Source organism: Pseudomonas sp. GW823-FHT03E05 (assembly GCF_058796855.1).
The window spans coordinates 565803-587858 of record NZ_JBXAJB010000003.1; the positions used below are offsets into that span (position 1 = coordinate 565803).

18 protein-coding genes are annotated in these 22056 nt (G+C 66.1%); 16 read left to right on the forward strand and 2 right to left on the reverse strand.

Translation table 11 applies throughout. The features are described from left to right. Positions 1-264: 264 nt before the first annotated feature. Positions 265-1179 carry a LysR substrate-binding domain-containing protein gene (locus tag AC1RCO_RS15610; RefSeq protein ID WP_011064292.1) on the reverse strand — a complete coding sequence of 305 codons (915 nt, stop codon included), beginning with the start codon at positions 1177-1179 and terminating at the stop codon, positions 265-267. Between the two features lie 181 nt (positions 1180-1360). Between AC1RCO_RS15610 and aspA the strand changes: the two genes are divergently transcribed. The 13 genes from aspA (at position 1361) to AC1RCO_RS15675 (ending at position 16165) form a co-directional block, all read left to right on the forward strand. Next, complete coding sequence (gene aspA / locus AC1RCO_RS15615; RefSeq protein ID WP_041120431.1) at positions 1361-2785, forward strand: aspartate ammonia-lyase; 1425 nt, start codon at positions 1361-1363, stop codon at positions 2783-2785. Between the two features lie 704 nt (positions 2786-3489). Continuing rightward, entirely contained in the window at positions 3490-3843 is a 354-nt protein-coding gene (locus tag AC1RCO_RS15620; protein ID WP_492617841.1) for a DUF6124 family protein, read from the forward strand. A 327-nt stretch (positions 3844-4170) separates the two neighbouring features. Then, positions 4171-4896: a hypothetical protein gene (locus AC1RCO_RS15625; RefSeq protein WP_492617842.1), complete on the forward strand. Its 726-nt coding sequence runs from the start codon at positions 4171-4173 to the stop codon at positions 4894-4896. A gap of 96 nt (positions 4897-4992) precedes the next feature. Then, entirely contained in the window at positions 4993-5637 is a 645-nt protein-coding gene (locus tag AC1RCO_RS15630; protein ID WP_492617843.1) for a hypothetical protein, read from the forward strand. Between the two features lie 33 nt (positions 5638-5670). Further along, the gene (locus tag AC1RCO_RS15635; RefSeq protein ID WP_492617844.1) at positions 5671-6690 is read left to right on the forward strand and encodes a beta-ketoacyl-ACP synthase 3; all 1020 of its coding nucleotides are present in this window, start codon (positions 5671-5673) and stop codon (positions 6688-6690) included. After that, entirely contained in the window at positions 6690-7697 is a 1008-nt protein-coding gene (locus AC1RCO_RS15640) for an NAD-dependent epimerase/dehydratase family protein (RefSeq protein ID WP_072443422.1), read from the forward strand. Before AC1RCO_RS15635 ends, AC1RCO_RS15640 begins: the two co-directional genes overlap by 1 nt. Then, positions 7694-8548 carry an MBL fold metallo-hydrolase gene (locus AC1RCO_RS15645; RefSeq protein WP_492617845.1) on the forward strand — a complete coding sequence of 285 codons (855 nt, stop codon included), beginning with the start codon at positions 7694-7696 and terminating at the stop codon, positions 8546-8548. Before AC1RCO_RS15640 ends, AC1RCO_RS15645 begins: the two co-directional genes overlap by 4 nt. Next, on the forward strand, positions 8538-9896 hold the full coding sequence (locus AC1RCO_RS15650) for a F390 synthetase-related protein (protein ID WP_492617846.1): 1359 nt from the start codon (positions 8538-8540) through the stop codon (positions 9894-9896). Before AC1RCO_RS15645 ends, AC1RCO_RS15650 begins: the two co-directional genes overlap by 11 nt. Next, on the forward strand, positions 9884-11038 hold the full coding sequence (locus tag AC1RCO_RS15655) for an ATP-grasp domain-containing protein (protein WP_492617847.1): 1155 nt from the start codon (positions 9884-9886) through the stop codon (positions 11036-11038). The genes AC1RCO_RS15650 and AC1RCO_RS15655 overlap by 13 nt, the downstream gene beginning before the upstream one ends. Further along, entirely contained in the window at positions 11035-12174 is a 1140-nt protein-coding gene (locus tag AC1RCO_RS15660) for a hypothetical protein (protein ID WP_492617848.1), read from the forward strand. The genes AC1RCO_RS15655 and AC1RCO_RS15660 overlap by 4 nt, the downstream gene beginning before the upstream one ends. Further along, positions 12171-13187 carry a Rieske 2Fe-2S domain-containing protein gene (locus AC1RCO_RS15665; RefSeq protein WP_492617849.1) on the forward strand — a complete coding sequence of 339 codons (1017 nt, stop codon included), beginning with the start codon at positions 12171-12173 and terminating at the stop codon, positions 13185-13187. The genes AC1RCO_RS15660 and AC1RCO_RS15665 overlap by 4 nt, the downstream gene beginning before the upstream one ends. 432 nt (positions 13188-13619) lie before the next feature. Continuing rightward, positions 13620-15059 carry an alanine/glycine:cation symporter family protein gene (locus AC1RCO_RS15670; protein WP_011064304.1) on the forward strand — a complete coding sequence of 480 codons (1440 nt, stop codon included), beginning with the start codon at positions 13620-13622 and terminating at the stop codon, positions 15057-15059. A 104-nt stretch (positions 15060-15163) separates the two neighbouring features. Continuing rightward, complete coding sequence (locus tag AC1RCO_RS15675; RefSeq protein WP_194237634.1) at positions 15164-16165, forward strand: asparaginase; 1002 nt, start codon at positions 15164-15166, stop codon at positions 16163-16165. A gap of 71 nt (positions 16166-16236) precedes the next feature. On the opposite strand, the gene AC1RCO_RS15680 is transcribed toward AC1RCO_RS15675, so the two are convergent. Beyond that, the gene (locus tag AC1RCO_RS15680) at positions 16237-16782 is read right to left on the reverse strand and encodes a hypothetical protein (protein WP_026020147.1); all 546 of its coding nucleotides are present in this window, start codon (positions 16780-16782) and stop codon (positions 16237-16239) included. A gap of 198 nt (positions 16783-16980) precedes the next feature. Here AC1RCO_RS15680 and AC1RCO_RS15685 point away from each other — a divergent pair, with 198 nt between their 5' ends. The 3 genes from AC1RCO_RS15685 (at position 16981) to AC1RCO_RS15695 (ending at position 21977) form a co-directional block, all read left to right on the forward strand. Beyond that, the gene (locus AC1RCO_RS15685) at positions 16981-17973 is read left to right on the forward strand and encodes an AraC family transcriptional regulator (protein WP_011064307.1); all 993 of its coding nucleotides are present in this window, start codon (positions 16981-16983) and stop codon (positions 17971-17973) included. A gap of 70 nt (positions 17974-18043) precedes the next feature. Further along, complete coding sequence (locus tag AC1RCO_RS15690) at positions 18044-19954, forward strand: ankyrin repeat domain-containing protein (protein ID WP_492617850.1); 1911 nt, start codon at positions 18044-18046, stop codon at positions 19952-19954. A gap of 100 nt (positions 19955-20054) precedes the next feature. After that, positions 20055-21977: an ankyrin repeat domain-containing protein gene (locus AC1RCO_RS15695; protein ID WP_492617851.1), complete on the forward strand. Its 1923-nt coding sequence runs from the start codon at positions 20055-20057 to the stop codon at positions 21975-21977. Positions 21978-22056: the final 79 nt, after the last annotated feature.

The following is a 22056-nucleotide window of genomic DNA, read 5'->3' on the forward strand; positions in this document are numbered from 1 at the left end:
AACAAGCCACGCGAAATGCGTGGCTTAAATTGTACGAATTATGGCCAGGCGAACCGGCCGAAGGCCGCGCAGTATACCGAAAAAGGCGCGTTAAACGCACTTTCGCCGACCATCTGCAAAACAAAGTATTTCCGGCGCAAAACCCCGGTTTTATTGACTCCAAGGTCAATCCCGCCCCCCCTCGCAGGCGCTGGCTTGCCAGCGAAGAGGCCAGCCCTGCAATCACCACCCTCCCGGCCGACGCTTTCGCCGGCAAGCCGGCTCCTACGTGGCCGCGGCTTGTGCGGCAGCGCCTTCCAGCTTGCGCCAGAGCAAGCGTACGTTGGCCTTGCGCACCAGGGCGCAGCGGTACAGGCGAATCTCCAGCGGCACATGCCATTGCGCCCCGCCGCAGACCACCAGCTCGCCCCGGGCCAGCTCGGCGCGCACGCTCAGTTGCGGCACCCAGGCAATGCCCAGGCCTTCCAGGGCCATGCTCTTGAGGCTGTCGGCCATGGCGGTTTCATAGACGGTGGTGAAACGCAGGTTGCGCTGGCGCAGCAGCAGGTTCACCGAACGCCCGAGGAAAGCCCCGGCGCTGTACGCCAGCAACGGCACGCTGGCCTCGCCTTCCAGGTCGAACAGCGGCTTGCCCTGGGCATCGGCGGCACACACCGGGAGCATCTCGGTGTGCCCCAGGTGCAGCGAGGGGAAGATTTCCGAGTCCATCTGCAAGGCCGCGTCCGGGTCATAGAAGGCCAGCATCAGGTCGCAACCGCCTTCGCGCAGGGCGTGCACCGCATCACCGACGTTGGTGGCCACCAGCCGCGTGGCGATGTTCAGCCCTTCGTTGCGCAGTTGGGCGATCCAGCGCGGGAAGAAGCCCAGCGCCAGGGAGTGGGCAGCCGCCACCTGCATCACCTCGCCCTGCCCGCCTTCCAGGTGGTGCAGGTGACGCACCACCTCGCCGAGCTGTTCGACCACGGTGCGCGCGGTCACCAGGAACAACTGCCCCGCTGCCGTCAGCTCCACCGGCGTACGCGAGCGGTTGACCAGGGTCAGGCCCAGGGCCGCTTCCAGGCTGCGGATCCGCCGGCTGAAGGCCGGCTGGGTCACGAAACGTCGCTCGGCAGCCTGGGAAAAGCTGCGGGTGGCGGCCAGGGCACTGAAGTCCTCGAGCCATTTGCTTTCCAGATTCATCACGTCCTCCCGGACACGCACCATTTTAGGTCACACGCTCGCCGGCAACCCGGCGTCACACCGGCATTATGCCGAATATGCATAGCCCAGTGTTTAACAGCATTGGCCCAAAAAATCCCTTCGGCCTAGGATTCGCAGCGTTCCCGGCACAGACCGGGTCCCTACCGAGATGATCTCCGTCATGTCCTCCGCTGCATCTTTCCGCACAGAAAAAGACCTGCTTGGCGTACTCGAAGTACCGGCTCAAGCGTATTACGGCATCCAGACCCTGCGAGCGGTGAACAACTTCCGCCTCTCCGGCGTTCCGATTTCGCACTACCCAAAACTGGTCGTGGCCCTGGCAATGGTCAAGCAGGCAGCTGCTGACGCCAACCGCGAACTGGGTCATCTGAGCGAAGCCAAGCATGCAGCCATCAGCGAGGCCTGTGCCCGCCTGATCCGCGGCGACTTCCACGAAGAGTTCGTGGTGGACATGATTCAAGGCGGCGCTGGCACTTCGACCAACATGAATGCCAACGAAGTCATCGCCAACATCGCGCTGGAGGCCATGGGCCACAGCAAGGGCGAATACCAGTACCTGCACCCGAACAACGACGTGAACATGGCGCAGTCCACCAACGACGCCTACCCGACCGCGATCCGCCTGGGTCTGCTGCTGGGTCACGACGCGCTGCTGGCCAGCCTCGACAGCCTGATCCAGGCGTTCGCCGCCAAGGGCCAGGAATTCAGCCACGTCCTGAAAATGGGCCGTACCCAGCTGCAAGACGCCGTGCCGATGACCCTCGGCCAGGAATTCCACGCCTTCGCCACCACCCTGGGTGAAGACCTGGCTCGCCTGAAGACCCTGGCGCCGGAAGTGCTGACCGAAGTCAACCTGGGCGGCACCGCCATCGGCACCGGCATCAACGCCGACCCGCGCTACCAGCACCTGGCCGTACAACGCCTGGCCACCATCAGCGGCCAGCCGCTGGTACCGGCTGCCGACCTGATCGAAGCCACCTCCGACATGGGCGCCTTCGTGCTGTTCTCCGGCATGCTCAAGCGCACCGCGGTCAAGCTGTCGAAGATCTGCAACGACCTGCGCCTGCTGTCCAGCGGCCCACGCACCGGCATCAACGAAATCAACCTGCCAGCGCGTCAGCCCGGCAGCTCGATCATGCCTGGCAAGGTCAACCCGGTCATCCCGGAAGCGGTCAACCAAGTGGCGTTCCAGATCATCGGCAACGACCTGGCTCTGACCATCGCGGCCGAAGGCGGCCAGCTGCAACTGAACGTGATGGAACCGCTGATCGCCTTCAAGATCTTCGACTCGATCCGCCTGCTGCAACGCGCCATGGACATGCTGCGCGAGCACTGCATCACCGGCATCACCGCCAACGAAACCCGTTGCCGTGAACTGGTGGAGCACTCCATCGGCCTGGTCACCGCGCTGAACCCGTACATCGGCTATGAAAACGCCACCCGTATCGCCCGCATCGCCCTGGAAAGTGGCCGTGGCGTACTGGAACTGGTGCGCGAAGAAGGCCTGCTGGACGACGCCATGCTCGACGACATCCTGCGTCCGGAAAACATGATTGCCCCGCGTCTGGTTCCGCTGAAGGCGTAACCGGCGCAACACCGAAACACGCAACACCGCTCACCAGGTTGAGGGACTAGACACCTCTCACCTTTTGAGGGCTTGGAGATACGTCTCCAGGCCCTTTTTTTTGCCTGCGTTTTTTTCTCCTGCCGTTGAAATCGCCGCGCCCGCTTCGCGGCCGATCGCAGCCTGCGACAGCGGCTACACCACCCCACCTGAACTGCGCCCGCGACCTCATTTGTAGCCGCTGCCAAGCCCGCGAGGCTGCGAACGGCACCGCAGGGGCCGCAAAACCTGCCAGCACACTCTGGCTGGCCTACCCCACTCGTACACTCAACAAAGCCCCTATCACCCCCTGCCCATTAGCCGATTGATCAGGGAATGCCGCCCAGCGCTGGAGCCGTTTCGCTTTGTTTTGTAGGGCAAATCCGAGAGAATCCCCCACGCCTTTGAGCGCCTTGTACCCCTTCGAACGATCAGGCAGTCTCCCGGTGCCGCTGCCAAATCAGCGGCCCGGATGTGGAAGTCTGGGATAAAGGACGTGCAGTCGTCTCATTCGAACACCCTTGCCGATGCGGCTAGGGTGAACTCGATTTATGGCGGCTGTGCGTAGGGCACCTTCGGGTGCGCCGGTTCCTTTAGCCCGGTCTTCCACACCTGCGCACGGCTGCCACCCTCTCATGTGGAAGTGAGATCCGGCGGTTTCTTAAATTGCTAAAGGAACCAGTCTCATGAAAAAGCTCGTCCCCGATCCACCCTTGCCCACCGATCATCCGCGCCGCGACCCGGAGCTGGACCGCGCCAACGCCAACCTGCTGGCCGCCTTGCACGGCACCCGCCATCGCCCCTTCGGCCTGCGCGATGGCCAGGGCCACCCACTGTTCGCCGTGCAACCCCAGGTGAATGCCGAAGACGCCCTGATGCACGTTTCCCTACTGCTCAAGTGCGCCGAAGAGGTGTCCGATGAAATCACCGAACGGGCCAGCGGCATCGAGCGTGGGCTGATCTGGTCCATGGTGCATTCCGTGGAAATGGCCCGCGCCGTGGTGGACGCCCTGCTCGACAGCGCCCGCCCCGGCCCCTGACGCCCTGTAGCCGCTGCCGAGCTCGCGAGGCTGCGAAAAGGTCCGCAGGACCTTCAGCGACCTTGAGAACCCCGCGTCCCTTCGGGCCGTTCGCAGCCTGCGGCAGCGGCTACACCACCCAACCTGAACTGCACCCGCGACCTCATTTGTAGCCGCTGCCGAGCCCGCGAGGCTGCGAAAAGGTCCGCAGGACCTTCAGCGACCTTGAGAACCCCGCGGCCCTTCGGGCCGTTCGCAGCCTGCCGGCAGCGGCTACAGGTTTTGCTCGGCGCGGTGGATAATCAGCCTCCCGCCGCAGCCGGCAATGACTATCAAGGCACCCTGTCGATGGACCCGACGCACACCCAGGCCCTGCAACAGCTACGCAAGCTGATCCCCATCGGCCTGCGCCATGCCCAGACCCTGCTCGCCCGCTGCGCCAATAATCCGCAGCAAGCCGCCGAGCTCTACAAAGCCGAACTGCTGCAAGTGCTGGTAGACAAATCCGGCCTGCCCGCCGAGCACGCCCGGGAACAGCTGCACGCCGCCGGTTACGACCTGAACCGCGCCCTGCACGCTATAGAAGAAGCGCGCTTCACCCTGACCCAGCGCATCCTGCGCAAGCATCACCGGGACAAGGGCCAGGCCCTGGACCTGATTGCCCAGGCCATCGAAACCACCAAGCAGCTGCCGCGCCAGTACTGGCTGGATTTCGCAGCGCTGGAGCAACTGGCCCCGGCACCGCGCTGCTTCATGATCCTGCACGAATGGTTGGCCTATGAGGGCTGGGAAGGCTTCGACAGCGCCCTGCACTTTCATCTACCCCAGGCCATCGCCCAATTGCGCCACCTGCAACTCGATACCCTGGCGGACACCCTGGAACAGGCCGACCAGCGCCAACAGCAACTGCGGGCCGCCCATGCCGAGAGCGAAAGCCCCATCGAGCTGGCCCTGCGCATCAATCAGGACCCGCTCTTCAACCGCTACCAGGATCACTTCCAGCAGCAGCGGCAGCCGCTCGCTGAACGCCTGTACCAGTGGGTGGAACGGCATGTAGAGCAGTTCCCCGCCTGAGCAGCGGGTCGGCGTGCGCGCAAGCCGCTGCTCTGCGCATGCCAGAAATCGGTAAACTGCCGCCCTCACCGAACACGGACCTCGGATTCAGCCGCCATGGAATTGCAGTACCGCCTCACCCCGGCCCACACCGAAGCCCGGCTTGCCGAAAAATTGCCCCAGGCGCTGCTTGAGCATGACCAGTTGCAAACGCGGATCTCCAACGCCACCTCACGCTGGCAGGGGCGCCTGCTCGGCCCGCTGATCCTGCTGCTGTGCCTGATCGCCGCGCCCCTGGCGCTGTATTTTCCAGAGCGGCGCTTTACCCCGGAAAAGATCATCGCCCTGGTGCTCTGCGCGCTGATTTTCATCCCGCTGTGGTGGCGCTTTTCCGGGCGCCTGATCCAACGCCTGCAAGCCCGAACTCGCAACCGGACGCCGCTGCGCGGCCTGAACCATCGCCTGATCGAGGCCCGCCTGCGGGCGCCGCTGAAGGCCACCGAAGGCACTTACACCCTGACATTCGACGACCAGGGTTTCACCCTGAGCAAACTCCCACGCGCCAAGAGCAGCCTGACCTGGGAGCAGGTCGTGTACCTGCGTGAAGCGGCCCACTTCTATGACGTGGCCAGCGCCGAGATGCAGCGCAAGGGCCAGGCCTGCCGCATCGCCAAATACAGTGAACTGATGGACGACGAGGCATATCAGCAAGGGCTGCAAGCCTTTCTGAGCCATTGCCCGGTCGCGCCGTCCGCCACCTGATCAAGCCCCCGACGCCCTACAAACGGAATTTGCATGCACACATCAGCGTCCTCCCCCCGCCCGGCCCGTGCGCTGGCCATCCTCGGCACCGGCCACGCCCTGCCGCAGCGGGTGGTCACCAGTGCCGAGCTGGACCGCCAGCTCGGCCTGGAAACCGGCAGCGTGGCGCGCATCAGCGGGGTGCAGCAGCGCCACGTCGCCGATCCTGCGGACACCGCCGCCAGCCTCGGCGCCAGCGCCGCGCGCCAGGCCCTGCAAGCGGCGGGCCTGGCGCTGGATCAGTTGGACCTGATCGTCTGCGCCAGCGGCACCATGGACCAGGGCATGCCCTGCAACGCCGCTCTGCTGCAACGGGAGCTGGGCCTGGGGCAGTCGGGCATTCCGGCCATGGACATCAACGCCAGTTGCCTGGGCTTTATTGCCGCCCTGGACACCCTGTCCTGGCCGATCCAGGCCGGGCATTACCGGCGCGTGCTGCTGGTGTGCGCCGACATCGCCTCCTGCGGCCTGGACTGGCAGCAGGTGGAAGTCTGCGGCATCTTCGGCGACGGTGCGGCAGCGGTGGTGCTGGAAGCGGGCGACGGCGGCCCGAAGATCCTCGCCTCGCGCCTCAGGACCTACGCCGAAGGCGCCGCGCTGTGCCAGATCCCCGCCGGCGGTTCGCGCTTTCATCCGCGGCGCATCCAGGTGCCGTTCGAGCCCCTGACCAGTTTCACCATGCAGGGCAAGGGCGTGTTCCGCCTCGCGGCCAAGCACCTGCCCGAACTGATGGACGATTTGCTGCAGCAAGCCGCGCTGTCCCTTGCGCAGATCGACTGGATCATCCCCCATCAAGCCAGCCAACAGGCCATGCAGCATGCGGCCAAACGCCTGAGCCTGGGGCCGGAGAAAGTCATCAATATCTTTGCCCGGCATGGCAATCAGGTGGCGGCGTCCCTGCCCACCGCTCTGGACATCGCGGTGCGCGACGGGCGCATTCAACGCGGACAAACCCTGATGCTGATCGGCACCGGCGCGGGCCTGTCCCTCGGCGGCATGATCCTGGAGTACTGATGAAGATCCTGGTCACCGGCGGCACCGGTTTTATCGGACGGCATCTAGTCTGGAAGCTGGCCGCCGAAGGCTGCGAGGTGCAGTTCAGCGGGCGCAACCCCGAAGCGGCGGCGCAAGTCATTGCCCACAGCCCGGCGCCCGTGCGCTGGCTGCCCCTGGAGCACGGCAGCCCGCTGGCCAAACGCCTGCTGGCCGATGCCAGCCGCGAGCATGACGCCATCGTGCATTGCGCCGCCTTGTCTTCACCCTGGGGTTCGCCCCAAGCGTTTGCCCGGGCCAACCTCGACTCCACCGCCGAGGTGATCCACGCCTGCGGCAAGAACCGCATCCCGCGGCTGGTGCATATCTCCACCCCCAGCCTGTATTTCAACTTCAGTGATCGCCTGGGCATCCGCGAAGACCAGCCGCTGCCACCACCGGTGAATGACTACGCCCGCAGCAAGGCCCAGGCCGAAACCCTGCTGGCAGACGCCAAGCTGCCCGAATGCGTGATCCTGCGCCCCCGGGCGGTGTTCGGCCCCTGGGACGCAACCCTGATGCCGCGCCTGCTGCGGGTGATGCAACGGGGGGCGATTCCGCTGATGCGCGGCGGCCAGGCGCAGCTGGACCTGACCTGCGTCGACAATCTGGTGCACGCGGTGTGGCTGGCCCTGACCCGGCCCCTGCCGCGCCCGCTGTGCGTGTACAACCTGAGCAACGGCACGCCGCTGGCCTTCAAGGACCTGCTGCAACAGATGGCCGAGCACTTCCGCCTGCCCCTGCGCACCCGTCGCCTGCCCTGGCCCCTGGTGCATGGCCTAGCGCGCCTGCTGGAGCTCAAGGCACGGCTGGGCAACGGCGCCGAACCCCTGATCACCCGCTACGGCGCAGGCGTCCTGGCCTTCAGTCAGACCCTGGACATCAGCGCCATCCAGCGCGAGCTGGGCTATCGCCCGGTGATCAGCCAAGACCAGGGCATCGCCCTGCACGCCCAATGGTGGCTGGCCCAACAGAGGCAACGAGCATGAGCCGCAGCGTGAGCTTGAAGATCCTGCGGGCCGGCTGGTGCCAGCACCTGGAATGCATGGCCGACCGTGGCGGGCGCCTGGCGCCGGTGCAATTTCCGGCACTGTGCGGGCTGATCCAGCACCCGGAGCACGGCTGGATTTTGTACGACACCGGCTACGCCGAGCACTTCTTCCAGGCCACCCGCGCCCTGCCCGAGCGCCTGTACCGCAGCGCAGTGCCGGTGCAGTTGCCGGTGGTCGAGCAGCTGGGGGCGCAGCTGCATGAGCTGGGCATCGGCCCGGGGGATATCCGCCATGTGATCATTTCCCACTTCCACGCCGACCATATCGCCGGGCTGCGGGATTTTGCCAATGCGCGCTTTATCGCCCTGGAAGCCGATTACCGGCATATCGACAGCCTGCGCGGCCAGCGTTGGCGCGCCACCCTTGGCGGCCATCTGCCGAGCTTGCTGCCGGACGACTTCAGCGCCCGCCTGCGCCTGGCCGAAGCCAGTCCCAGCTGTGCGCTGCCAAGCTGGATGGCGCCCTTCGAGCAAGGCCTGGACCTGTTCGGCGATGGCAGCCTGATCGGCGTGCCGCTGCCGGGGCACAGCAAAGGCCAGCTGGGCCTGTTCATCCCCGACGCCCACGGCCGGCCGGTGTTCCTGGTGGCCGACGCCTGCTGGTCGGTGCCGGCCTGCCGCGCCGAGCGCCTGCCCGCTGCACCGGCACTGTGGTTTGCCAGCGCCGACCGTCAGCAATACGTGCGCACCTACAGCGGCCTGGGCCAGCTGATTCGCCGCGAACCGGCGGTGGCGGTGCTGCCGTCCCATTGCACCCAGGCCTGGGAGGCGTTCGCCAATGAACAGTGAGCGCCTGCTGGGTACCCTGCGCAGTATTGGCGCCTTCGTGTTCAGCCGCTACGCCCTGCGCTTTCGCCGCCGCGAGCGGCTGGAAGCCTGGCAGGCCCGGCGCCTGCGGCACTTCATGGCCAAAGTCCTGCCCCGTGGCCAGCGCTTCAACGGGCTGACCCAAGACGGCCTGCACAACTTGCCGCTCATGGACAAAGCCGCCCTGATGAGCGACTTCGCCGCCTTCAACACCCGCGCCCTGAGCCTGGAACAGGTGTTGCCGGTGGCCCTGCAGGCCGAGCGTTCCCGGGACTTCAGCCCGACCCTGGGGGACATCACCGTGGGCCTGTCCAGCGGCACCTCGGGGGCCCAGGGGGTGTTCCTGGTCAGCAGCGTGGAACGCCAGCGCTGGGCCGGCATCCTGCTGGCGCGCACCCTGCCCCGGGCGCTGCTGCCCCGGCTGCTGTGCCCCTGGCTGGCGCCGCTGCGGATCGCCTTCTTCCTGCGGGCCAATAGCCGCCTGTACACCACCCTCGCCAGCCGCCGCATCGACTTCGCCTTTCATGACCTGACCCTGGGCCTGACCGCCTCCCTGCAACGCCTCAACCAGCAGAACCCGGACGTGCTGGTGGCCCCGGCCACGGTGCTGCGGGGGCTGGCCCAGGCGGCCCTGGCCGGGCAGCTGACGATCCGCCCACGGCACATCCTGTCGGTGGCCGAAGTGCTGGAAAGCACCGACGCCGAGCTGGTCCAGCAAGCCTTCGGGCGCAAGCCGCAGCAGATCTATCAGGCCAGCGAAGGCTTCCTCGGCTACACCTGCGAGGCCGGCACCCTGCACCTGAATGAAAGCCACCTGCACATCGAGCCGCAATGGCTGGACCCTGAGCGCACGCGCTTCCAGCCGATCATCACCGACTTTTCCCGGCGTACGCAGCTGATCGTGCGTTATCGCCTCAACGACATCCTGCGGGTGGCCAGCGCGCCCTGCCCCTGTGGCCGTGCGGAGCGGGCCATCGCCGCCGTGGAAGGCCGGGCCGACGAGATCCTCTGGCTGCCGCGGCTCGACGGCCAGCAGCTGGCACCTCTCTACCCTGACGTATTGCGCCGGGCCCTGCTGATGCTGGGGGCGGAACTGGAGGAATACCAGATTCACCAGCGCGGGCTGCTCTGGCAGGCCAACCTGCGTACCTCGGGCGACTACCACGGGCTGTGCCAGCGCTTGGGCGAAGCCCTGGCCGAACTCTGCGCGCAACAAGGGCTGCAGGCGCCGCAGCTGAGCTTCGGCCACTGGCAGGCACCACCGCCACAAACAAAAAGACGCCGTCTGCTGATGCTGCAACTACCCGAGGGACTGCCATGCGTGTATTGATTCTCGGCGCCCGGGCCCCGGCCTGCCTGGAGTGGGCCCGGGCCTTTGGCCAAGCCGGCTGGACGGTGACCGTGGCCGATTCCCTGGCCCAACCCCTGAGCCGTTTCAGCCGCGCCGCCGAGCACTTCGTGCGCCTGCCGGAACCCCGCCACGACCCCGAGGCCTGGATCGAGGCCCTGGCCGGGGTCATCCGCCAACAGGCCATCGACCTGCTGCTGCCCACCTGCGAAGAGGTGTTCTACCTGGCCCACGGCCTGGAGCGCCTGCGCCCGCTGTGCCGGGTGTTCACCAGTGATTTCGACCTGCTGCACCGCCTGCATCACAAGGGCGATTTTGCTGCCATGACCCAGGGCTGGGACGTGGCCGCGCCGCCGACCCGGGTGCTGCATGACCCGGCTGCGGTGCAGGCGCTGGCGGCGGAGCACGACGCCCTGGTATTCAAGCCGGCCTATTCGCGCTTCGCCTCCCAGACCCTGATCCGCCCGAGCCCGGCGCAACTGGCCAAGGTCCGCCCCAGTAGCGATGCGCCCTGGGTGGCCCAGCGTTTTGTCCCCGGCCAGGAGTACTGCAGCTTCAGCGTGCTGGTGGACGGCCAGTTGCGCGCCCACAGCAGCTATCAGCCGCGCTACCGGGTTGGGCGCGGCTCGGGGATCTACTTCCACAGCTGCGCCCCGGCGCCGATCCGTGCGTTTCTGGAGCAGTTCGGCCGGGCCACCGGCTACACCGGGCAAGTGGGTTTTGACTTCATCGAGGACCGCCAGGGCCGCTTCCATGTCCTGGAGTGCAACCCCAGGGCCACCAGCGGCGTGCACCTGTTCGACGACCAGCGCGTGCAATTGGTTGCGGCGCTGGGCAGCGAAGCCGACGCAGCGCTGGAGGCGACCCTGGAACCCCGGATGATCGCCCTGGCCATGCTGCTTCTGGCGGCGCCGCAACGGGCCTTGAGCTGCACGTTCTGGCACGACTACCAACAAGCCCGGGACGTGATCGTCCAGGACGGCGATCGCGGCCCGCTGACCGCCCAGCTGCTGAGCCTGAGCGAGATCATCGGCCGCGCCCTGACCCGCCGTTGCGGGCTGCTGGCCGCCTCCACCGCCGATATCGAGTGGAACGGCCAGCCCCTGGGAGCGCCGCGCCGATGAAACTGTTGCTGCCCGAGCAACTGGCCCTTGAGCCCCCGAGCATTGGCGACAGCCACGCCCGGCAGTACGTGCGCACCTGCGCCGGCGGCGCGCTGATCGGCAATGTCAGCACCGCCCTGGCCCTGCTGGACACCGGCCGCCAGCAGTTCCCGGTGAGCATCAACCACGGCCACGACCCTGTGGATAACTGTTACGTGGTCTCTCCGCAAACCGCCTACAGCGGCTATGCCCGGGAAGAACTCCAACGCCTGAGACGGCCCTGGCTGGCCTGGCCCTTGAAGCTGCTGACCCAGGGCGTGGACCGGTTGCTGAGCGCGGCCAAGGTCGACCGCCTGGTGCAGGTCAACAACTGGCTGCTGTCGACCAACCTCTACCCCGCCGATTGGGATGGTTCGGATTTGTCGGCGATCACCGAACTGCTGCGCCGGCAGTTTCCCGACCACGGCTTTGGCTTTCGCTCGCTCAACGACTTCAGCAACCTCGAACTGCGCAAGCGCCTGCAAGCCCTGGGCTACCTGGCAATTCCCAGCCGTCAGGTGTACCTGTTCGACGGCCGCGAGGGCGAAAATTCAGCCTTCCTGCGCCACCACAACACCCGCCTGGATGCCACCCTGCTGCGCCGCAGCCCTTATACGGTGGTGCCCGGCAGCGAGCTGAGCGAGGCCGACTTCCAGCGCATCGAGCAGCTGTACAACCTGCTCTACCTGGACAAATACAGCCGCCTGAACCCCCACTACAGCGCCCACTGGCTGCAACGCGGGCAGGCCGAAGGCTGGCTGGATGTGCGCGCCCTGCGCAACGCCGAAGGGCGCATTGACGGCGCCCTGGGCTGGTTCGCCAACAGCGCGCTGATCAGCACCCCCATCGTCGGCTACGACACCGCCCTGCCCCAGCGCGCCGGCCTGTACCGGCAACTGACCAGGCTGTGCCTGCAAGAAGCGGTGAACCGTCGTCAGGTGCTCAACTTCAGCTCCGGCGCCGCCGCCTTCAAGCGCCTGCGCGGCGGCCAGCCCGAAATCGAATACAGCCTGATCCACGTCGCCCACCTGCCCTGGTCGCGGCGCCTGGTGTGGCAACTGATGGGCCTGCTGCTGCAACGGATCGGCGTACCGCTGATGAGGAAGCTCAAACTGTGAACAGTCACTCGGGCTGGTGGCCCGTCGCCCTGAGCCGGCAGCTGCACAAGCAGCCCCTGGCCTGCACCCTGCACGGCGTACCGCTGGTGCTGTTTCGCGATGCCGACGGCGCTGCCGCGGTGCTGCCGGACCGCTGCCCCCACCGCTTCGCGCCCCTGAGCGCCGGCCGGGTGCGCGACGGGCAGATCCAGTGCCCCTACCACGGCTGGCGCTTCGACCCCCAGGGCCGTTGCACTCAGTTGCCCGGCCAGGAGCAGCAGCGGTGCAGCCAACCCTTGCTGCAACCCCTGCACAGCTGCGAAACCCAGGGGCTTGTCTGGGCCAGCCTCGCCAGCGAACGGCCGAATGCCCCGCCGGTGGCCGCCGCCGAGCAGGCCCAGGCCCTGGATGTGTTCTGGATCAGCGACCGGGTGCAGTGCAGCTTGCAGGACGCCGCGGAGAACTTCCTCGACGGCTTCCACACCCACTTCGTGCACGCCGGATGGATTCGCCACGACCGCCAGCGCCAGCGCATTCGTGCCTGGGTGCATCAACTGGAAGACGGGGTCGAAGCCCAATACAGCGAAGAAGGCACCCAATCCGGACTGATCTCCCGACTGTTCGAAGGCGAACGCGGCCTCAGCATGGGCCGCTTTCGCCTGCCGGGGTTGGCGGAAATCGAATACCGCGACCGTCAGGGCCGGCTCAACCTGCTGGTCAGCGCCTGGCTGACCCCGACTGCCGAGGGCGAACTGCGCCTGTTCGCGCGCATCGCCACGGCCCGCGGCCGCTTGCCGGGCTGGCTCAAGCGCGCTGTGCTGCAGCCCTTGTTCAAGGTGATCCTCAAACAGGACCGGCAGATCCTGGAAAAAGTCAGCGCCAACCAGCAGCGCTTCGCCCAGGTGCCGCTGCGCTGGCACCGGCCCACGCCTCTGGACAGCTCGCTGGATCTGCTGGGGCCGTGGATCCGGCAATTACTGGAACAAGGTGAACTGAAGGACTTCCAAGAGTGCCGAGAGGAATTCTGGCTGTAATCCCGTAGGAGCCGAATTGCCAGCGAACAGGCGCTCAAGACCGGCGCCGCTCAAACGGGCCCCTTCGCTGGCAAGCCAGCTCCTACGGCTTGGCAGCGTTATCAAAGAGATGATGCGGGCCTCTGTTCGCGGGGTTTTGCGGGGCCTCGCAAGAACCGATTCAGCCCCCCGTACAGCCTGCCGTTCCTCGGCTCGACGCGCTACATGCAGACGGCGAGCCCGCGCACCGGTATAGTGCGCCCCCTCTTCACGTGGACAGCCGTCGGTAACGAGGCTCAAACCCACGGGAAACCCGAACTAATAACAACCCGCGAATAGAGAACCGGGACGAACAATCGCCCCACCGCTTTGCCGTGCGTGCAATCAGCGGTGTAACAGAATGTTTCCGTCTGCTCTGCTTTTGCCTACACAAAAAACAGCGAGGAATAATCCATGCTCGAAGTCATCAACGACTTCCTCTCAGGGAAAGTGCTGATCGTGCTCATTGTCGGGCTCGGCAGCTACTTCACGATCCGCTCGCGTTTCGTTCAATTGCGCCACTTCCTCCACATGTTCGCGGTGTTCCGCGACAGCCTGAAAAGCAGCGGCGGCCAGCTCAGCTCGTTCCAGGCGCTGATGCTCAGCCTCGCCGGCCGGGTCGGCGCGGGCAACATTGCAGGCGTCGGCATCGCCGTGACCCTGGGTGGCCCGGGCGCGGTGTTCTGGATGTGGGTGACCGCGCTGGTCGGCATGTCCAGCAGCTTCTTCGAATGCACCCTGGCCCAGGTCTACAAGCGCGCCGACGGCGACGGCCTGTACCGCGGCGGCCCGGCCTACTACATCGAGCACGGCCTGAAGCGCAAAGGCATGGCGGTGGTGTTCTCCATCCTGCTGCTGGTCACCTACGGCTTCGCCTTCATCGGCCTGCAGTCCTACACCGTGACGCACTCGCTGCAGGATGCCTTTGCCTTCGACCCAAGCCACACCGGCATCGTCCTGGCGGTACTGCTGGCCATTACCTTCATCGGCGGCATCAAGCGCATCGCCGCGGTGTCCGACCTGCTGGTCCCGATCAAGACCCTGGCCTACATCGCCGTGACCCTGTACGTGATCGGCACCCAGATCGAACAAGTGCCGGCCATGCTGGAGACCATCATCAAGAGCGCCTTCGGCCTCGACCCGGCCTTCGGCGGCCTGCTCGGCAGCGCCATCGTCATGGGCGTGAAGCGTGGCGTGTTCGCCAACGAAGCGGGCCTGGGCAGTGCGCCCAACGTCGCCGCCGTGGCCGCCGTGAAGCACCCGGGCGCCCAGGGCGTGGTCCAGGCCTTCAGCGTGTTCCTCGACACCTTCGTGATCTGCACCTGCACCGCGCTGCTGATCCTGCTGTCGGGCTTCTACACCCCGGGCTTCGAAGGCGACGGCATCGTCCTGACCCAGAACTCGCTGGCCGCCGTGGTCGGTGACTGGGGTCGCCTGTTCGTCAGCGTCGCGCTGTCGCTGTTCGTCTTCACCTGCATCCTCTACAACTACTACCTGGGCGAGAACAGCCTGCAGTTCCTCACCCGCAACCGCACCGTGCTGATGCTGTTCCGCGGCCTGGTGCTGGCGCTGGTGGTATGGGGTTCGATGCAGGACCTTTCGACCGTGTTCGCCTTCGCCGACATCACCATGACCTGCCTGGCCTTCGTCAACCTGGTGGCCCTGGCCATGCTGTTCAAGGTCGGCCTGCGGGTGATGCGCGACTACGACGAGCAGCGCCGCGCCGGCGTCGCCCAGCCGGTGTTCGACTCGCGCAAGTTCGCCGATCTGGACCTGGACCTGAAGGCCTGGCCCGCCGAACCCTCGGCCACCGCCGAGGCCGAGCCGCAAGGCGTGCCCGCAGCGCAACGCTGACGGGTGAACGACGGGCGCATCCTCTGCACCCGTCGGTTACAGTGCGATAAATGTGCGAGCGGGCTTGCCCGCTCCCACAGGTACTCACCGTTTCGGAGAATCCCATGACCCCTTCGACCTACCCTGGCGCCCAGCACGTCATGGTGCTCTACACCGGCGGCACCATCGGCATGCAGGCCAGCGCCGACGGCCTGGCCCCGGCCTCGGGTTTCGACGTGCGCATGCGCGCCTACCTCGACAGCCAGCCCGGGCTGGTGCTGCCGGCCTGGCGCTTTCGCGAGATGGCGCCGCTGATCGACAGCGCCAACATGACCCCCGACTACTGGCAGCGCCTGCGTGAAGCGGTGGTCGAAGCCGTGGACCAGGGCTGCGACAGCGTGCTGATCCTCCATGGCACCGATACCCTGGCCTACAGCGCCGCCGCCATGAGCTTCCAGTTGCTGGGCCTGCCGGCGCCCGTGGTGTTCACCGGCTCGATGCTGCCGGCCGGCGTGCCCGACAGCGATGCCTGGGAAAACCTCAGCGGCGCCCTGTCAGCCCTGGGCCAGGGCCTGGCCCCGGGGGTGCACCTGTACTTCCACGGCGAGCTGCTGGCACCGACCCGCTGCGCGAAAATCCGCAGCTTCGGCCGTCACCCGTTCGCCGCCCTGCAACGCAATGGCGGCGGCGCCAAAGCCGAAGCGCTTCCTGCTGCGCTGGATTACCGCCAAGCCAGGCAACTGGCCAAGGTCGGCGTGCTGCCGCTGTTCCCCGGCATCGGCGCCGAGCTGCTGGACGGCGTGCTCGACAGCGGCATCCAGGCCCTGGTGCTGGAATGCTTCGGTAGTGGCACCGGGCCCAGCGACAACCCGGCGTTCCTCGCCAGCCTCAAGCGCGCACAGCAGCAAGGCATCGTGGTGCTGGCCGTGACTCAGTGCCATGAAGGCGGTGTCGAGCTGGACATCTACGAAGCCGGAAGCCGCCTGCGGGGCGTGGGCGTGCTGTCCGGTGGCGGCATGACTCGCGAAGCGGCGTTCGGCAAGCTCAATGCGCTGCTCGGTGCCGGGCTGGAAAGCGCCGAAGTGCGGCGCCTGGTGGAACTCGATCTGTGTGGCGAGTTGAGCTGAAGCTCGCGCTCGGGAGCCGGTGGCTACTGCGGTAGCTGCCGGCTCGACGACGAGCAGGGGTGGCTGTCAGGTTACTTTTTGACCGAGTAATCCTGGCCCCAGACCCGCACCGAACTCGAGCTCTCGATCGGCCCTTCAAACACGAACTTCTGCCGCACTGCCGCCTTGGCCGGGATGGTGACTTCGTCCGGGTTGTCGAGGCTGACAGTCAGGTTGTTGGCGTAACCGTCCTGGTCGATCGCCAGCAGGGCGCCGGTCTGCTTGAGGTTGATCAGCCGCAACTGGCTGTCGCTGCTGTTCTTGAAACCCAGGGTGACGTTGAAGCTGTCGCCGACGGCTTCGGTCTTCAATACCTGGACCTCGACGCGGCCTTTCATTTGCTCACGGGAGGAAATGATCGACGCACCGTCGACGCCTTGCGCCGATTGGCGACCATCGAGCACACCTTCGCTGACGCCGCCCAAGAGGTTCTTGCCTGCCGAGATGGCTGACGAGACGGCTGACTTGGCAGAGTCCTTGATGGTGCTTTCGCTGCCTGGCTCAGCCTCGGCCAGGCACAGCGAACTCAGGAGCAAGCCGGACACCAGAAGCAGGGAACGCGCAGGAATGAGGGTCATACATAGTCCTTTATCGGGGTTGCTGCACCGCCACCTCAGGCGGTGAATGGCAGGCAGGTTGCACCAATCAATGCGCCAAGTCACTAGCCACACAACGCCGGGAATGCCGCATGTCGCTGGCCGGCAAACCGCAGGCCTGATCGCGGGCGGCATGCAACTTGCTCCGGTTAAGGGTCTTTCCCAGGCTGGAATCTGCGCATGCTGCACTCGCACCTCACCACCCTCAATGCGGTTTCCCTGATCCTCAACACCTTCAAGGACCAGGGCCAGGCCGGCGGCGCGCTGTTGGCCGGCAGCGGTATAAACCCCGCCGACCTGAGCCGCGCCGACACTCGCATCACCACCAACCAGGAAATGCTGGTGTGCGCCAACGCCGTGGCCTTGCAACGGGACATCGGCCTGGAACTGGGCCGGCGCATGCACGTTTCCTCCTACGGCATGCTCGGCTACGCCCTGCTCACCAGTGCCACCTTAGGTGACGCTTTGCGCCTGGCGCTGCGCTATCCGGCGCTGATGGGAACACTTTTCGAACTGAGCCTGGAAACCGACGGTTCGCGCATCTGGCTGACCGCCGCCGACTACCGCGAAAGCCCGGCCCTGGCCGCGTTCAATACCGAGTTCTGCCTGGTGTCGCTGAAGGTCATCTGCGACGACCTGCTGGGCCACGCCCTGCCGCTACTGGGCGCACGCTTCGACTACCCGGCCCCGGACTATCAGCAACGCTACCGCGAGCCTTTCGACTGCCCGTTGCAGTTCGACGCCCACAGCAACGCCTTCGCCTTCGACCAGCGCTGGCTGGACCAGCCCCTGCCCCTGGCGGACGTGATCACCCACCAGGCCATGGCCGAACGCTGCCGCAAGCAGAACACCGAGTTCACCGGGCGCCAGGCCTGGCTGGGGCGCATCCGCCAGTTGCTGGCGGCGCAGCTGGACGCCGCACCGGGCCTGGAGGGGCTGGCGGAACAGATGAACTGCTCGGCCCGGACCCTGCGCCGCCACCTGCGGGACCTGGGGTGCAGCTATCAGGAACTGCTGGACGAGCTGCGCTTCGAGCGCGCCAAGCAGATGCTCTGCGAAGACCAGATGCCCATCTACCGCATCGCCGAGGCCCTGGGCTTCAGCGAAACCGCGAGCTTTCGCCATGCTTTCATCCGCTGGAGCGGCGTGGCGCCGAGCCAGTTCCGGCCCTGACAAAAACCCCGGCACAACGCTGGCGATTGCATTACATTGCCGACCTTTCTACCGGCAAGGGACTGCACGCTTGAACCTATTCACAGACGCCATCGGCATTCGCAGGCTTTGCCTGGCACTGGTGCTGCTGGCTGGCGTCCCTGTCGCCCAGGCGTTCGACCTGTCGAAGATCCGCTGGTGGGAGATGCAGAACGGCATCCTCCTGGACGATCCGGAAACCGCCACGCTGCAACTCGAACCCTTCCCCCTGCCCGGGCTGGCCCAAGCGCCAGCCCGAGTGATCCTCAGCCAATACCACGGCCTGTTCTATCTCAACGGCTATGCGGATGGGCAGTACCGGCAGCGGGTCTACAAGTCGCCGCCCCTGCCGTTGTTCAACGCCCAGGAACTACAGGCCTGCGTGCCCGAGCAGCAACCCGTTGGGGCCTCGGACAACTGGCCGTCGAGCAAGCAGCTGGAAGCCGCCCTGAGCCTGACCAAACTGAGTTTCGACTGCCAGAGCCCAGGCTGGGAGTTGAGCAATCGCTATCTGCTGGTGGACAGCCGCGATCCCCAGCGGCCGTTGCTGGCCATCGGTCAGCGCCAGGGCGAGGCACGGATCGACTTCACCCCGCAGCAACCCATCAGCGCCGAGGTCCAGCAGCAATGGCTACAAGCCCTGCAGAAATATCCAAAGTTGCTGGAGCCCTTTGACGCCAGCAGCGGCCAGCTCAGCGTCAAGCCCTATGCGCTGCCGCCCAGCGCGGAGCAGATCTGGACAGAATTTCGCCAACTGCACGCGCAATTGCGCGACGCCAAGGACAAGGCTCCGGGCATATCCCGGGTGCAAGTCTTCTTCACCCGCCATGACTTTCGCGCTATCGCCCCCGAGCGCAGCACCTACCCCGGCCTGCTCAACGACATCGCCTATTGGGCCACCGAGGCCGGCCAGTTGCAGAGCGCTCGGCCCTGGCTGGCCTATGTACTGAGCCGCGACCCCAACCGCATGCCTACCTACCTCAATCTGGCGGACCTGGACTGGCGCCTGTACGAACAGGAGCCAGCGGACACCCGGCACCTGGGCCGGGCCATGGAAAACTATCGGCTGTACTGCGGGCTGCGTCTGCAACGCCAGCTCGGGGTGCCCGCCAGGGTTAGCCATCGTCTGGGCCTGGAGGTTGCCAGCGAGCAGGCCTGCCAGAGCTCCTGGCCACTGGTGACGGCAGTGGACCAGGGTGACCAGGCCGAAGTCCGGCGCCTGCTGCACAATGGCCTGCGCGGCGACGTCATCGCCGCCGATGGGCGCCCGGCGCTGTTGCACGCGCTGGACAAACCCGACCTCGACATTGCCCGGCTGTTGCTGGCCCATGGCGCCCGCCCCCAGGGCCAATACAACGGCCGCACCCAGGTGGTCCTGGCCATGCGCCGCGACCTCAAGGACAACCCGGACCTGAGCCAGGCCAAGCGCCTTCGGTTCCTGTTGCAGGCCGGTGCCGCGATCGATGAGCAGGATGCCCAGGGCGGCACTGCACTTCAGCAAATGGCCAAGGAACGCGACGACATCGAGCGCTTCAACTGGTTGCTGCAACACCCGCAAGACCTCGACAAGCGCAGCGGGCCAGACGGCGAAACCGCACTGTTTCTGGCGCTCAGGGGCGGCAACTACGCCGCTGCCAGAGAACTGATAGAGGCCGGTGCCAACCTCAACCTGAGCTACGGCCGCGATTTCTGCACACAGCAGCCGATTCGCCAAAGCCTGCTGATGATCGTCGCCGAACAGGGCTCGCCCGAGGTCATCAATCCCTGGGTCAGCCAGCAAGAGAGCCTGGACATGTTCACCCTGCTGCTACAACGTGGCGCCGACCCCAACGTCGGCCGCTACTGCAAGAACAACGGCTACACCTGGCTGCTGGAGATCATGGCCCGGCGCAAGCGCGACGACATGCTCAAGGTGCTGCAAGGCTTTGCACCGCCACCGCCGGCGACGGCGTTTCGTCTGTGAGGCGTGGCGCCGAGCCCGCTGCGCTCCAGAAACAAAGCCCGGCACAACGGCGCCGATTGCATTACATTGCCGGGCTTTCTACCGGCAAGGGACTGCACACGTGAACCTATTGACCGCCATCGCCCGGCGCAACGGCATTCGCGGGCTTGGCCTGGCGCTGGCACTGCTGGTTGCCGCCCCCGTGGCCCAGGCCTTCGATGTGGACCTGGCCTGGTTCAAATGGTCGGGAATGCGCCGCAACTTCGTCCTCGACTCCCCGGAAACCGCCACCCTGGAGCTCAAGCCTTTCCCCCTGCCGGGCTTGGCGCGAATGCCGCTGCGGATTGTCCTGAGCCAGTACCGCGGGCTGTTCTACTTCAATGGCTATCAAGACCTGCAGTACCGGCAGCGGGTCTACAAGTCGCCGCCGATGGTCCTGTTCAGCCCTGAAGAGCTGCGGGCCTGTGTGAGCCCGGGCGATGACATCCAGGTCAGCGACATCTGGCCCACGAGCAACAGCCTGGCCCCCGGCATCACCCTGACGCCCCTGAGCTTTCAGTGCAAGGAGCCATCCGAGTGGCAACTTAGCGGGCGCTACCTGCTGATCGACCAGCGCGATCCGCAACATCCGCTGCTGGCCATCAGTCACCGCCAGGACCTTGGCCAGATGGAATTCACCCCGTTGCAACCCATCAGCGAGGAAACCGGGCAGCAGTGGTTGCAGGCCCTGGAGACCTTCCCGCCGTGGTTCCGCCCCTTCACCCAAGGCAGCGGGCCGATCACCGTCAATGCCTTTGTGCCTGCGCCAGCCTCGACCCCGGACAGCCTGTGGAAAGAGTTCCGCGCGCTGCACGAACAACTGCGCACGGCCAAGGACAAACTGCCGGGCATCCGCGAAGTGGAAGACTTCTTCGTCACCCATGACTTTCGCAGCATCGCCACCGAGCGCCGTGAATACGCCGGCCTGCTCAACGACATCGCCTACTGGACCAGCGAAGCCGGGCAGCTGCAAACCGCCCGCCCCTGGCTCAAGGAAGTGCTGCGCCGCGACCCTGGGCGCATGCCGACCTACCTCAACCTGGCGGACCTGGACTGGGCGATCTACCAACAACGCTCGCAGGACAACATCCACCAGGGCCGGGCCATCGAGGGCTACCGGGTGTATTGCGGCCTGCGCCTGAAGCGCCAGATGAGCATCCCGCCCCGGGTGCTGCAGCGCTTGGGCCTGAACGCCGCCACCCCCCGGGACTGCCAGGCCTTCTGGCCGCTGGTGGCCGCCGCGGATGCCGGCGACCTGGGCGAAGTGCAGCGCCTGCTGGCCAGTGGCATCAGCGGCGAGGTCATGGCCGACGATGGCCGCAGCGCGCTGTTGCACGCCCTGGACGCACCGCACCTGGACATCGCCCGGCTGCTGCTGGAGCACGGCGCCCACACCAGCGGCCTGTACAACTGGACCACCCTGGCGACCCTGGCCATGCGCCGCGACCTGGGCGACAGCCCCGACCTGAGCCAGGGCGGGCGCCTGAAGTTCCTCATCGAGGCTGGCGTGGCCATCGACGAACCCGACAGCCAGGGCGTGACGCCACTGATGCAGATGGCCGAGAACAAGCGCAGCCTGCAAGGCTTCAGCTGGCTGCTGCAGTACCCGCAGAACCTCGACCTGCGCAACAAGAATGACGGCGAAACCGCACTGTACCGGGCCTTCTCGGGCAACAACTACGTGGCCATGAAGCAGTTGATAGCGGCCGGCGCCAACCTCAACCTGAGCTACGGCCGTGCCGTCTGCAACAACCAGCCCGTCGGCGAAAGCCTGCTGACCCTGGTCGCCGACAAGACCTCCGCCGACGCCCAGTCGCCCTCCGTCAGCCAGCAGGACACCCTGGAGATGTTCACTCTGCTGCTGGAGAAAGGCGCCGACCCGAATGTCGGCCAGCACTGCGAGAAAAAGGGCTACGTAATATTGCTGGAAGCCATTGCCCGGAAAAAACGCGAGGACATGCTCAAGGTCCTGCAGCGCTACGCCCCTACCCCGCCTGCCAGCTGAAACCGGATGGCGCCCCGCAACGGGGCGCCATGCCTCTTTAAGGGGCGAATTTCGGTCAAACACTTTGGCCAGATCAATC

Excerpts from the sequence above, each read along its gene's own strand:
- AC1RCO_RS15610 (WP_011064292.1), bottom strand. The coding sequence starts at position 1,179 with ATGAATCTGGAAAGCAAATGGCTCGAGGACTTCAGTGCCCTGGCCGCC.
- aspA (WP_041120431.1), top strand. The coding sequence starts at position 1,361 with ATGTCCTCCGCTGCATCTTTCCGCACAGAAAAAGACCTGCTTGGCGTA.
- AC1RCO_RS15620 (WP_492617841.1), top strand. The coding sequence starts at position 3,490 with ATGAAAAAGCTCGTCCCCGATCCACCCTTGCCCACCGATCATCCGCGC.
- AC1RCO_RS15625 (WP_492617842.1), top strand. The coding sequence starts at position 4,171 with ATGGACCCGACGCACACCCAGGCCCTGCAACAGCTACGCAAGCTGATC.
- AC1RCO_RS15630 (WP_492617843.1), top strand. The coding sequence starts at position 4,993 with ATGGAATTGCAGTACCGCCTCACCCCGGCCCACACCGAAGCCCGGCTT.
- AC1RCO_RS15635 (WP_492617844.1), top strand. The coding sequence starts at position 5,671 with ATGCACACATCAGCGTCCTCCCCCCGCCCGGCCCGTGCGCTGGCCATC.
- AC1RCO_RS15640 (WP_072443422.1), top strand. The coding sequence starts at position 6,690 with ATGAAGATCCTGGTCACCGGCGGCACCGGTTTTATCGGACGGCATCTA.
- AC1RCO_RS15645 (WP_492617845.1), top strand. The coding sequence starts at position 7,694 with ATGAGCCGCAGCGTGAGCTTGAAGATCCTGCGGGCCGGCTGGTGCCAG.
- AC1RCO_RS15650 (WP_492617846.1), top strand. The coding sequence starts at position 8,538 with ATGAACAGTGAGCGCCTGCTGGGTACCCTGCGCAGTATTGGCGCCTTC.
- AC1RCO_RS15655 (WP_492617847.1), top strand. The coding sequence starts at position 9,884 with ATGCGTGTATTGATTCTCGGCGCCCGGGCCCCGGCCTGCCTGGAGTGG.
- AC1RCO_RS15660 (WP_492617848.1), top strand. The coding sequence starts at position 11,035 with ATGAAACTGTTGCTGCCCGAGCAACTGGCCCTTGAGCCCCCGAGCATT.
- AC1RCO_RS15670 (WP_011064304.1), top strand. The coding sequence starts at position 13,620 with ATGCTCGAAGTCATCAACGACTTCCTCTCAGGGAAAGTGCTGATCGTG.
- AC1RCO_RS15675 (WP_194237634.1), top strand. The coding sequence starts at position 15,164 with ATGACCCCTTCGACCTACCCTGGCGCCCAGCACGTCATGGTGCTCTAC.
- AC1RCO_RS15680 (WP_026020147.1), bottom strand. The coding sequence starts at position 16,782 with ATGACCCTCATTCCTGCGCGTTCCCTGCTTCTGGTGTCCGGCTTGCTC.
- AC1RCO_RS15685 (WP_011064307.1), top strand. The coding sequence starts at position 16,981 with ATGCTGCACTCGCACCTCACCACCCTCAATGCGGTTTCCCTGATCCTC.